Origin of the sequence: Scandinavium sp. UTDF21-P1B (assembly GCF_040750395.1) — a bacterium.
In the GTDB taxonomy this organism is placed as follows: domain Bacteria; phylum Pseudomonadota; class Gammaproteobacteria; order Enterobacterales; family Enterobacteriaceae; genus Scandinavium.
This window is the reverse complement of sequence record NZ_JBFLVD010000010.1, coordinates 142,254-154,523: the sequence shown is the minus strand read 5'-3', so window position 1 is coordinate 154,523 and position 12,270 is coordinate 142,254. Positions and strand designations below refer to the sequence as shown.

At 55.2% G+C, this 12,270-nt stretch carries 13 protein-coding genes; 12 read left to right on the top strand and 1 reads right to left on the bottom strand.

The window, feature by feature from the left end:
• Nucleotides 1–7: 7 nt before the first annotated feature.
• Complete coding sequence (locus AB1287_RS06405; protein ID WP_435617272.1) at nt 8–1,048, bottom strand: oxidoreductase; 1,041 nt, start codon at nt 1,046–1,048, stop codon at nt 8–10.
• 203 nt (nt 1,049–1,251) lie between these two features.
• Here AB1287_RS06405 and blr point away from each other — a divergent pair, with 203 nt between their 5' ends.
• The 12 genes from blr to dtpA all read left to right on the top strand — a co-directional run bounded on the left by blr (nt 1,252) and on the right by dtpA (nt 12,249).
• Entirely contained in the window at nt 1,252–1,395 is a 144-nt protein-coding gene (blr, locus tag AB1287_RS06400; RefSeq protein WP_312629722.1) for a division septum protein Blr, read from the top strand.
• A gap of 110 nt (nt 1,396–1,505) precedes the next feature.
• Complete coding sequence (locus tag AB1287_RS06395; RefSeq protein WP_435617271.1) at nt 1,506–2,906, top strand: GH1 family beta-glucosidase; 1,401 nt, start codon at nt 1,506–1,508, stop codon at nt 2,904–2,906.
• Nucleotides 2,907–3,130: 224 nt separating this feature from the next.
• On the top strand, nt 3,131–3,346 hold the full coding sequence (gene ydgT, locus AB1287_RS06390; RefSeq protein WP_312629719.1) for a transcription modulator YdgT: 216 nt from the start codon (nt 3,131–3,133) through the stop codon (nt 3,344–3,346).
• A 78-nt stretch (nt 3,347–3,424) separates the two neighbouring features.
• Nucleotides 3,425–3,853, top strand: a complete 429-nt coding sequence (locus AB1287_RS06385; protein ID WP_312629717.1) for a DUF2569 domain-containing protein — start codon at nt 3,425–3,427, stop codon at nt 3,851–3,853.
• A gap of 77 nt (nt 3,854–3,930) precedes the next feature.
• The gene (gene rsxA, locus AB1287_RS06380; protein WP_312629716.1) at nt 3,931–4,512 is read left to right on the top strand and encodes an electron transport complex subunit RsxA; all 582 of its coding nucleotides are present in this window, start codon (nt 3,931–3,933) and stop codon (nt 4,510–4,512) included.
• A complete protein-coding gene (gene rsxB, locus AB1287_RS06375) occupies nt 4,512–5,090 on the top strand; it encodes an electron transport complex subunit RsxB (protein ID WP_435617270.1) in 579 nt (192 codons plus the stop codon). The genes rsxA and rsxB overlap by 1 nt, the downstream gene beginning before the upstream one ends.
• The gene (rsxC, locus tag AB1287_RS06370) at nt 5,083–7,137 is read left to right on the top strand and encodes an electron transport complex subunit RsxC (RefSeq protein ID WP_435617269.1); all 2,055 of its coding nucleotides are present in this window, start codon (nt 5,083–5,085) and stop codon (nt 7,135–7,137) included. The genes rsxB and rsxC overlap by 8 nt, the downstream gene beginning before the upstream one ends.
• The gene (gene rsxD, locus AB1287_RS06365) at nt 7,138–8,190 is read left to right on the top strand and encodes an electron transport complex subunit RsxD (protein WP_312629710.1); all 1,053 of its coding nucleotides are present in this window, start codon (nt 7,138–7,140) and stop codon (nt 8,188–8,190) included.
• A gap of 8 nt (nt 8,191–8,198) precedes the next feature.
• Entirely contained in the window at nt 8,199–8,819 is a 621-nt protein-coding gene (rsxG, locus tag AB1287_RS06360) for an electron transport complex subunit RsxG (protein WP_435617268.1), read from the top strand.
• A 3-nt stretch (nt 8,820–8,822) separates the two neighbouring features.
• A complete protein-coding gene (locus AB1287_RS06355) occupies nt 8,823–9,527 on the top strand; it encodes an electron transport complex subunit E (RefSeq protein ID WP_312629706.1) in 705 nt (234 codons plus the stop codon).
• Nucleotides 9,527–10,162 (top strand): endonuclease III, encoded by a 636-nt coding sequence (gene nth, locus AB1287_RS06350; protein ID WP_435617267.1) that lies wholly within the window; start codon nt 9,527–9,529, stop codon nt 10,160–10,162. Before AB1287_RS06355 ends, nth begins: the two co-directional genes overlap by 1 nt.
• A 575-nt stretch (nt 10,163–10,737) precedes the next feature.
• Entirely contained in the window at nt 10,738–12,249 is a 1,512-nt protein-coding gene (dtpA, locus tag AB1287_RS06345; protein WP_312629704.1) for a dipeptide/tripeptide permease DtpA, read from the top strand.
• Nucleotides 12,250–12,270: the final 21 nt, after the last annotated feature.

Sequence of the window (12,270 nt, the reverse complement as noted above, 5' to 3'; positions counted from 1 at the left end):
GCTGCACTCAGGTCAGGCTCAGCGTTGAGCGGTGCTTCGCCGACTCAATGCCCAGCTCAATCAATTCCATAATCTGAATCGCCTGGCTCGCCGGAACCGGATTTTCACCGTTACCGTTCAGGGCATCGCGAATACCCGCATAGTATGCCGGATAGTTGCCCGGCACCGTCAGCCAGGTTTCTTCGGTGCGATCGTCACCGTCCACGCGGGTCAGTACGCCATCACGCATGTCGTAGCCCCAGTCTTCCTGCGGCAGGCGTTCACCGTTTTTCAGACGTTCTTCCTGTGGATCAAGACCGTATTTCACGTAGCTCGCACGGGTGCCGTGTACGATATAACGCGCCGATTCTGCCGCGGCCAGCAGCGTGCCATGCAGCACCACACGGCGCTGCGGATAGGTTAACACCGCATGGAAATAGTCCGTAGACTGTGCGCCCGGACGGAGCTGCGCCAGATCGACAGTCAGACTCACCGGCAGGCCAAACAGATTGATGGCCTGATCCAGCAGATGCGGGCCTAAGTCGTACCAGATACCGCTCCCCGGGCCGCCCTGTTCACGCCAGCGGTTGCGGACTTCCGGGCGGTAGCGGTCAAAGTGCGATTCAAAAAAGGTCACTTCACCAAGCTGACCTTCGGCAATCAGCTGCTTCACAGTCAGGAAATCGCTGTCCCAGCGGCGGTTGTGGAATACCGAAAGCAGACGGCCCAGGCCGCGCGCCAGCGCGTCCAGCTCACGTGCCTGTGACAGTGTCACGGTAAAGGGTTTATCCACCACTACATGCTTGCCCGCTTCCAGTACGGCTTTCGCCAGCGGGAAGTGGGTATCGTTTGGCGTAGGAATGACAATTAAATCAATGGTCGGGTCGTTAAACAGATGCTTCGGCTCCGAAACGACCTTCACGCCCGGCCAGTCTGCCTTGACCTTCGCTTCGTCACTGCTGGAAACCGCCGCCAGCTCCATGCCTGGCGTGCCGCTAATCAGCGGTGCGTGGAAGGTTTTACTCGCGTAGCCATAGCCAATTAATCCGACGCGGATAGTGTCACTCATGTTTTCGCCCTCATCTGTGGATGGCTGTCATTTCACAACATCTGTCAGAACCTCACAACTGTTTATTAACAATTCGCTCTCGCGAGCGTCTTAAACTTTCAACAGATGGTGAAAAATGATGCAGATTGCTCGTTTCCCGCCCTGGCCTGAACGCAGTGTTCCTGGTAACATTCCTGGCTGGATTTTTGGAGACAGTGATTGTTATGACTATGGTATTTAACCGCATCGTCGAGCTGGTGGGCTGGATTGTGCTTGGGGTTTGCGTATTGCTGCTGATTGCAGCGCATCACATTGATAACTACCAGACACCAGAAGCCCCCACTACGGCTACGACGCCGCACAAGTGATTGTCAGAAAGTGACCCTGGTCGCAACTATGCAACCGGTTTCTGAAACCGGTTGCAGATTTACATTTCCCCTCCGTACACTGCTTTTATCTTATCGATAAGGAGCGTGTCATGGCCGCATTTCCAAAAGACTTTCTCTGGGGCGCAGCAACCGCCGCGTATCAGGTTGAAGGCGCACATAACGAAGACGGTAAAGGGTTATCCATCTGGGATGTGTTTTCTCATCTGCCGGGAACGACTTACCAGAACACCAACGGTGATGTCGCCGTCGATCACTATCACCGCATGCAGGAAGACGTGGCGCTGATGGCCGAAATGGGTCTGCAAAGCTACCGATTTTCTATTTCCTGGCCACGTCTGTTGCCAAACGGCCGCGGTGAAGTCAATGAAGCCGGGATCAAATTCTACAGCGATTTGATCGACGCCCTGCTGGCTCACAACATCGTGCCGATGATTACGCTCTATCACTGGGACCTGCCGCAGGCCTTACAGGATGAAGGCGGCTGGGAAGCCCGCGCTACGGCAAAAGCCTTCGAGGAGTATGCACGTCTGTGCTACTCGCGCTATGGAGACCGCGTAAAACTGTGGGCAACGTTCAACGAGACCATCGTATTTATTGGCCACGGCTATATCACCGGCAGCCACCCGCCTTCGGTAAAAGATCCGGCACGCGCGGTGCAGGCCTGTCATCAGGTCTTCATTGCCCACGCGCTGGCGGTCAAAGCTTTCCGTGAGATGAACGTGCAAGGTGAGATTGGCTTCGTTAACGTCCTGCAGCCTCATACGGCGCTAACCAACAGCCCGGAAGATCTGGCCGCTACGGCCATCGCCGATGCTATCCATACCCACTGGCTCTACGATCCGGTTCTGAAAGGGCACTACCCTGAGGATTTACTTGCGCAAACGCAGGCGCTTTGGGGCGTTCCACACTTCGAATCCGGCGACGACGCACTGCTGCGCGATAATATTTGTGACTTTATCGGTCTGAACTATTATCGCCGCGAAACCGTGGTCGCTAACCCAGGCGAAACCAGCACCGCCAGCAACCACAACGGCGAACCGAACAGCGGAAATGAATTCGGCTTTAAGGACCTGTTTAAATTCGTGCGCAATCCGGACGGTGTTTATACGGACTGGGACTGGGAAATCTGGCCGCAGGGTCTTACCGACGGCATTATGATGATCAAAGAACGCTACGGTGATATTCCGATGTACATTACCGAGAATGGCCTGGGCGCAAAAGACCCTATTATTAAGGGTGAAATCGTTGATGACCCGCGTATTGATTATTTGAGCATGCATATTACGGCGATGGAAAATGCAATGCTGCAAGGCGCAGATGTGCGCGGCTATTACCCATGGTCCTTTATTGATCTACTAAGCTGGTTGAACGGTTATAAGAAACAGTACGGCTTCGTTTATGTTGATCATCATCAGAATCTGGCCCGAAAACGTAAAAAGAGCTATTTCTGGTACCAGAAGGTGATTGCTACCCGCGGCGAACAACGTTAATCTTCTCTCCCAGGCGCCTTCCGGCGCCTGACATTCCGCCTGGAAAATTCCTAATTCAAATTTTACATGGCCAGAATACTCTTCTGAGCTTGTTTTTGGTGCTTATAGCCTAAATAATTTAAGCGCATCTTGTGACCCGTCAGCCCGAATAACCGGCCCGATGATGAACGCTAACGGGTTATATTTACCTAATAATTACAACAGCATAATTGGAAAGCGCTACCATGACCGTCTTGGATTATTTATTGAAATTTCGCAAAATCAGCTCTCTTGAAAGTCTGGAAAAGCTTTTTGATCACCTGAATTATTCACTCAGCGACACTCAGGAAATCGTCAATATGTATCGCGCAGCCGATCATCGCCGGGCGGAGCTGGTTTCCGGCGGTCGTTTGTACGATATTGGCCAGGTGCCTAAGACCGTGTGGCGCTACGTACAATAATAAAGACTGTTTTCTGTCGCGTCAGTTGCTTATACTTCTCGCCCCGCATTTCTGACTGACGCTGATTTCGGAGAGGTCATGACCACAGAACCTACAGAACGTATTGGCGGCTGGCTGCTTGCCCCGCTGGCCTGGCTTATTGTCGCCCTGATAAGCGTGACGCTGACGACGCTGAATTTTATCGGTGTTCTTTTTGTCGCGAATCTGAAGGTTCTGAGTACCACAAATCTGGTGTTAATCGGCTTCTCACTGCTTTTTGGCCTAGCCATGTGGTGCTACACCCTTTGGCTGACAGCGGCTTTCTTTAAGCGCCGCAGGCTGGTGCCAAAGCATTACATCATCTGGTTGCTTATTATGGTCCTGCTTGCCGTTAAGACGTTTGCCTTCGCTCCGGTATCCGATGCGTTAGCCTTACGTCAGCTGCTTTTCCCGCTGCTGGCTACCGCGCTGTTAGTGCCCTATTTCAAGCGCTCTGAGCGCGTGAAACGCACCTTCGTTAAGCCGTAATAACCTTACAGATAATCTGTTGTCGCCTGCGTCGGTTTGTCCGATAATAGGCGGCTTTTTTTCGTTTCAGGCGCACTATGACCAACTACCTGCTGCTTTTCGTTGGCACCGTCCTTGTGAATAACTTCGTTCTGGTGAAGTTTCTCGGGCTGTGTCCATTTATGGGCGTTTCCAAAAAACTGGAAACGGCGATGGGGATGGGCCTTGCCACCACGTTTGTGATGACCCTCGCCTCCGTCTGCGCATGGCTGATTGATACCTGGATCCTCATTCCGCTGAATCTGATTTACCTGCGCACGCTGGCCTTTATTCTGGTCATCGCGGTGGTGGTGCAGTTCACCGAAATGGTTGTGCGTAAAACCAGCCCGGCGCTCTATCGCCTGCTCGGGATTTTCCTGCCGCTTATCACTACCAACTGCGCGGTGCTTGGCGTGGCGCTGTTAAATATCAACCTCGGGCACAATTTTCTGCAATCGGCGCTGTACGGATTCTCCGCGGCGGTGGGTTTCTCGCTGGTGATGGTGCTGTTCGCCGCTATTCGCGAACGTCTGGTGGTCGCCGATGTCCCTGCCCCGTTTAAGGGTAACGCCATTGCGCTGGTCACCGCAGGGTTAATGTCTCTGGCCTTTATGGGCTTTAGTGGTTTGGTGAAGTTGTAATGACCTTAGTGTGGATTGCCATTGCGGCCATCAGCCTGTTAGGGCTTATTTTTGGCGGCATTCTCGGATACGCTTCACGCCGTTTTGCGGTGGAAGACGATCCGGTGGTAGAGAAAATCGATGAAATTCTGCCGCAGAGTCAGTGCGGCCAGTGCGGCTACCCGGGCTGTCGTCCCTATGCGGAAGCCGTCGGCAGCCAGGGCGAAAAAATTAACCGTTGCGCCCCAGGCGGCGAAGCCGTGATGCTGAAAATCGCCACGCTGCTGAACGTTGAACCGCAGCCTATAGACGGCGAGGAAGAGGCTACTGAGCCGGTGCGCATGCTGGCGGTGATCGATGAGCCCAACTGCATCGGCTGCACCAAGTGTATTCAGGCCTGTCCGGTTGATGCCATTGTCGGCGCCACCCGCGCGATGCATACCGTCATAAGCGACCTGTGTACCGGCTGTAACCTTTGCGTCGCGCCTTGTCCGACGCAGTGTATTGAATTACGTCCGGTCGCTGAGACGACCGAAAGCTGGAAATGGGATCTGCAGGCCATTCCAGTTCGTATCATTCCAGTGGAACACCATGCTTAAGTTATTCTCCGCGTTCAGAAAGGACAAAATCTGGGACTTCGACGGCGGGATCCATCCTCCGGAGATGAAGACTCAGTCCAATGGCACGCCGCTGCGCCAGGTTCCCCTCGCGCAGCGCTACGTCATCCCACTGAAACAGCACATCGGTGCCGAAGGCGAACTCAGCGTCACGGTTGGCGAACGCGTTCTGCGCGGCCAGCCGTTAACCCGTGGCTGGGGCCGAATGCTTCCCGTCCATGCGCCAACCTCCGGTATCGTGGTCGCGATTGCTCCCCACTCCACGGCGCATCCTTCGGCTCTCGCAGAGATGAGCGTTATTATCGAGGCCGACGGTGAAGACCGCTGGATCGACCGCGACGGCTGGTGTGACTGGCAGCAGCGAAGCCGTGACGAGCTTATTGAGCGCATTCATGATTTTGGCGTTGCAGGCCTGGGCGGCGCTGGCTTCCCGACCGGCAGCAAGCTGAAAGGCGGCGGCGATAAAATCGACACGCTTATCATCAACGCCGCCGAGTGTGAGCCGTATATCACCGCCGACGACCGCCTGATGCAGGATTGCGCGGCCCAGATCGTCGACGGTATCCGCATTCTGATGCACGTCCTTCAGCCGAAAGAAGTGCTGATCGGCATCGAAGACAATAAGCCGCAGGCCATTTCGATGATGCGCGCCGTACTCGCTGATGTTCATGGCATCAGCCTGCGCGTCATCCCGACCAAATACCCGTCCGGTGGCGCAAAGCAGCTGACGCAAATTCTGACCGGCAAGCAGGTTCCCCACGGCGGTCGCTCATCTGATATTGGCGTGCTGATGCAGAACGTCGGCACGGCGTTTGCGGTGAAGCGTGCCATCATTGACGGTGAGCCGCTAACCGAACGTGTAGTGACACTCACCGGTGAATCCGTTACCCGTCCGGGCAACGTCTGGGCGCGACTGGGCACGCCGGTTCGTCATTTACTCGAAGATGCTGGCTTCTGCGCCACGCCTGAACAGATGGTGATTATGGGCGGTCCGCTGATGGGCTTCACCCTGCCCTGGCTGGACGTGCCGGTGGTAAAAATCACCAACTGTCTGCTAGCGCCTTCCGCCAGCGAGATGGGCGAAGAGCAGGAAGAGAAAGGCTGCATTCGCTGTAGCGCCTGTGCCGATTCCTGCCCGGCTGATTTGCTGCCGCAGCAGCTGTACTGGTTCAGCAAAGGCCAGCAGCACGACAAAGCTACTGCACACAATCTTTCCGACTGTATTGAGTGTGGGGCCTGTGCATGGGTCTGCCCAAGCAACATTCCGCTGGTGCAGTACTTCCGTCAGGAAAAAGCGGAAATCGCCGCCATTCGCCAGGAAGAAAAACGCGCCGCCGAAGCGAAAGCCCGTTTCGAAGCCCGCGCAGAGCGCCTTGAGCGTGAGAAAGCCGCCCGTCTGGAGCGACACAAACAGGCCGCCGTTCAGCCTGCGGCAAAAGACCAGGCTGCAATCGAAGCGGCCCTGAGCCGGGTTCGTGAAAAACAGCAGCAGGCCACCCAGCCTGTCATCATTCAGGCTGGTGAAAAACCTGACAACAGCGCCGTCATCGCCGCACGTGAAGCACGTAAAGCACAGGCCCGCGCAGCTCAGGCCGAAAAACGCCTTGCTGGCGAGCAGACTGATGCAGCCATCGCAGAACAGCTTTCAGACGCAGTAGATCCACGCAAAGCCGCCGTTGAGGCTGCTATTGCCCGGGCTAAAGCACGCAAGGCTGAACAGCAGGCAACAGCCGAGCCTGTCGCGAAAACCGTTGACCCGCGTAAAGCCGCCGTTGAAGCAGCCATCGCCCGCGCCAAAGCCCGCAAGGCTGAACAGCAGGCAACAGCCGAGCCTGTCGCGGAAACCGTTGACCCGCGTAAAGCCGCCGTTGAAGCAGCTATCGCCCGCGCCAAAGCGCGCAAGGCCGAACAACAGGCGGCAAATGAATCTGTCGATGAAGCTATTGACCCGCGCAAAGCCGCCGTTGAAGCGGCTATCGCACGCGCAAAGGCGCGTAAAGCAGAAAAACAGGCAGTGAACGAGGAATAAATGGTTTTTAAAATCGCAAGCTCCCCTTATACCCATAACCATCGCCAGACCTCGCGAATTATGCTGCTGGTGCTGCTGGCGGCTATTCCAGGCATCGCTGTACAGACCTGGTTTTTCGGCTGGGGCACGCTGATTCAGCTCCTGCTGGCAAGCGTGACGGCCTGGGGCGCCGAAGCGGCTATTTTGCGTCTGCGTAAGCAGAGTATCGGGCAAACGCTTAGCGATAACTCGGCTCTGCTGACCGGCCTGCTGCTGGCGATCAGTATTCCTTCTACCGCCCCCTGGTGGATGATTGTGCTCGGCACGGCGTTCGCGGTAATCATAGCCAAACAGCTTTACGGCGGCCTCGGTCACAATCCCTTTAACCCGGCAATGATCGGCTACGTCGTGCTGCTGATCTCCTTCCCGGTGCAGATGACTTCCTGGCTGCCGCCGCAGGCGATCGCAGCAAATACGCCAGGCTTTATGGACGTCGTGCAGATAATTTTCAGCGGCCACACGGCAGCAGGTGCCGATATCAATACCCTGCGCATGGGCGTTGACGGCATCAGCCAGGCGACGCCGCTCGACAACTTCAAAACGTCTCTGCATGCGGGTCACAGCGTGAATGAGATCCTCAACGGAGCCATTTACCGTGGCGCGCTGGCGGGCATTGGCTGGCAGTGGGTGAACGTGGCATACCTGCTGGGTGGTCTGTTCCTGATCTGGCAGCGAACCATTCGCTGGCACATTCCGGTGAGTTTCCTGCTGACGCTGGCGATTTGCTCTACGCTCGGCTGGATCTTCTCCCCGGAGAGCCTGGCTTCTCCGCAGATGCATATGCTGTCCGGCGCCACCATGCTGGGCGCCTTCTTCATTCTGACCGACCCGGTGACGGCCTCGACGACCAACCGTGGGCGCCTGGTATACGGTGCGCTGGCGGGCCTGCTGGTGTGGCTGATTCGCAGCTTTGGCGGCTATCCGGACGGCGTGGCCTTCGCCACCCTGCTCGCCAATATCACCGTTCCGCTGATTGACTACTACACGCGCCCACGCGTTTACGGACACCGCTGAGACCGACCATGCTGACAACGATTCGCAAACACGGCATCACGCTGGCTCTCTTCGCCGCCGGCGCTACCGGAACGACTGCCATCATCAACCAGATGACCAAAAACACCATTGACAGCCAGGCGGCAAAGCAGCAGATGGCGCTGTTCGACCAGGTCATTGTGCCGGGTAGCTATAATAACGATCTGCTGAAAAGCTGTTACCTGCTGAACGATCCGGCGCTCGGTAAAGGCACCCATAAAGTCTATATTGCGCGTAAAGACGACGCACCGGTTGCGGTCGTAATGGAAGCCACGGCACCCGACGGTTATTCCGGCGCAATTCAACTGCTGGTCGGGGCTGATTTCAACGGCACCGTGCTCGGTACACGTGTAACGGAACATCACGAAACGCCGGGCCTGGGTGATAAAATTGAGATGAAGCACGGCGACTGGATCACGCGTTTTGCCGGGAAAATCATTCACGGCGCTGACGACAGCCATTGGGCGGTGAAAAAAGACGGCGGTGATTTTGATCAGTTTACCGGTGCGACCATCACGCCGCGCGCGGTGGTTAACGCGGTGAAACGTGCAGGCCTGTTTGCGCAGACTTTACCGGCACAGATAAACGAACTCCCCCCTTGTGAAGAGTAAATCATGAGCGAAATTAAAGACGTCATCGTCCAGGGATTATGGAAAAACAACTCCTCGCTGGTACAGCTTTTGGGCCTTTGCCCGCTACTGGCGGTCACATCTACTGCTACCAATGCGCTCGGGTTGGGACTGGCGACCACCCTGGTGCTGACCCTGACCAACCTGTTTATCTCCCTGCTGCGTAAGTGGACGCCGCCGGAGATCCGCATTCCCATTTACGTGATGATCATTGCCTCGGTGGTGAGCTCAGTGCAGATGCTGATTAACGCCTATGCCTTTGGGCTCTATCAGTCACTCGGCATTTTTATTCCGCTTATCGTGACCAACTGTATCGTGGTAGGACGTGCGGAAGCCTTCGCCGCCAAAAAAGGCCCTATGCTTTCGGCGCTGGATGGTTTTTCCATCGGCCTGGGAGCAACCTGCGCGATGTTCGTGCTGGGATCCCTGCGCGAAATTTTAGGTAACGGTACGCTGTTTGACGGCGCCGACGGCCTGCTGGGCGGCTGGGCCAAAGCGCTGAGAATCGAAGTGTTCCATACCGATACGCCGTTCCTGCTGGCGATGCTGCCGCCGGGCGCATTTATCGGCCTTGGCATGCTGCTGGCGATCAAATACCTTATCGATCAGCGCGCGAAGCAGAAAGCCAGCACCGTGCGTAACCATTGTGAAGTGACACCGGACGTGAAAACCACCACAGGGAAAGCCTGATGAATAAAGAGAAGCGTCATGAAATCCTGACCCGATTGCGTGACAACAATCCGCATCCCACAACCGAACTGAATTTCTCCACGCCTTTTGAACTGCTGATTGCCGTCCTGCTTTCGGCCCAGGCCACAGACGTCAGCGTTAACAAAGCGACCGCGAAGCTCTATCCGGTAGCGAATACGCCGGAAGCGATGCTGGCACTCGGCGTAGACGGCGTAAAGGAATACATCAAAACCATCGGCCTGTTTAACAGCAAGGCTGAGAACGTGATTAAAACCTGCCGCATTTTAATTGAACAGCACGGCAGCGTGGTCCCGGAAGACAGAGCCGCGCTGGAAGCCCTACCCGGCGTCGGGCGCAAAACGGCAAACGTGGTGCTGAACACCGCCTTCGGCTGGCCAACGATTGCCGTTGATACCCACATTTTCCGCGTCTGTAACCGCACCAACTTTGCGCCAGGGAAAAACGTTGAGCAGGTGGAAGAAAAGCTGCTGAAGGTCGTTCCTGCCGAATTCAAAGTGGACTGCCATCACTGGTTGATCCTGCACGGCCGCTACACCTGCATCGCCCGCAAGCCACGCTGCGGCTCCTGCCTGATTGAAGATCTGTGTGAATTTAAAGAGAAAGTCGATTTCTGACTGCTTTAACGCCGTGTCGCAATCCGGCGTTTCTCCCCTGCATTTACCCCATACCTCCCTGCAATGATAACGAATAATCCGGTGGTTAATCGTCCGGACAGGTTAATCGTTTTTTTCTCAGCTGAATTTTCTATACAAATGTGATCTGGATCACCACGATAACATCAGGTTACTTATTTGTTATCAAATCGCAGCCAAGCCTTTGCTGATGCAGGGGTTAGTCGTTTTTTAACCAGACATATCACCACTATTTTTAGGATTAATGGCCTATATAACTACACCACAGGCAAAACAGCAGAACATATCGCCACAAGGCGAAGATACGGGCTCGCTTTTAGTGAAAAAATCTGGATGGAGCGAAACGGCAAAGTTAAACACTAAATAACATTTGTATGAACGGACGATTATAACGCCTCCGTTATGTGTAACAGAGTATTACAAACCCCTTGTGCGATCGCCCCGGATAGTGAACATTACCTGCCGTTTTCCCCTCCAAGAATAACTATAAGGCGGATGTCGAAACGAACGTCACGCCCACCACCCCCGTTAATATGGGATGTAAAAAAGAGGTATAAGTGTCTACTGCAAACAATAAACCAACAGACGAAAGCGTGAGTCTTAACGCTTTCAAACAGCCAAAAGCGTTCTACCTGATTTTCTCCATTGAACTTTGGGAACGTTTTGGCTTCTACGGCCTGCAAGGGATTATGGCCGTTTACCTGGTAAAACAACTGGGTATGTCAGAAGCGGACTCTATTACGCTGTTCTCCTCTTTCAGTGCTCTGGTCTATGGTCTGGTTGCCGTTGGCGGCTGGCTGGGCGATAAAGTCCTGGGTACCAAACGCGTTATCATGCTCGGTGCCGTCGTTCTGGCGATCGGTTATGCGCTGGTGGCTTTCTCCGGTCACGACGCGGCGGTGGTTTATATGGGTATGGCGACCATTGCGGTCGGTAACGGCCTGTTCAAAGCTAACCCGTCTTCCCTGCTCTCTACCTGCTACGATAAAAACGACCCGCGTCTGGACGGTGCATTCACCATGTACTACATGTCCGTGAACATCGGTTCCTTCTTCTCTATGCTGGCGACCCCGTGGCTTGCCGCGAAATACGGCTGGAGCACCGCGTTTGCCCTGAGCGTGGTCGGTATGCTGATCACCGTGGTGAACTTCGCGTTCTGCCAGAAATGGGTTAAGCAGTACGGTTCTAAACCTGACTTCGCACCGGTACACGTTGGCAAACTGCTGGCAACTATCGTCGGCGTTGTGGTGCTGGTCACCATCGCAACCTGGCTGCTGCATAACCAGGGCGTTGCTCGTGCGGTTCTGGGCGTTGTTGCTCTGGGTATCATCTGCATCTTCGCTAAAGAAGCCTTTGCGATGAAAGGCGCCGCGCGTCGTAAGATGATTGTTGCCTTCCTTCTGATGCTGGAAGCGATTGTCTTCTTCGTGCTCTACAGCCAGATGCCAACCTCTCTGAACTTCTTTGCTATCCGCAACGTTGAGCACTCTATTCTGGGTATCGCATTCGAGCCGGAGCAGTTCCAGGCCCTGAACCCGTTCTGGATCATGATTGGTAGCCCAATTCTGGCCGCTATCTACAACAAGATGGGCGACCGTCTGCCGATGCCGCACAAGTTTGCCGTCGGTATGGTGCTGTGCTCCGGTGCGTTCCTGGTTCTGCCGCTGGGCACCAAGTTCGCCACCGACGCGGGTATCGTTTCCGTTAACTGGCTGATTCTGAGCTATGCGCTGCAGTCTATCGGCGAGCTGATGATCTCCGGTCTGGGCCTGGCAATGGTCGCACAGCTGGTTCCACAGCGCCTGATGGGCTTCATCATGGGTAGCTGGTTCCTGACAACAGCGGGAGCCGCAATTATCGCAGGTAAAATCGCGAACCTGATGGCTGTTCCGGAAAACGTAACCGATCCGCTGATGTCCCTGAACGTCTACGGTGATGTGTTCCTGAAAATCGGTATCGCTACCGGCGTTATCGCGGTGCTGATGATGCTGACCGCACCGAAGCTGAACCGCATGACGCTCGACGATGATGCTGCTACCGCAAAAGCGCGCGAGACCGCAACGGCGTAAGCCTCATCCGGAAAACGAAAA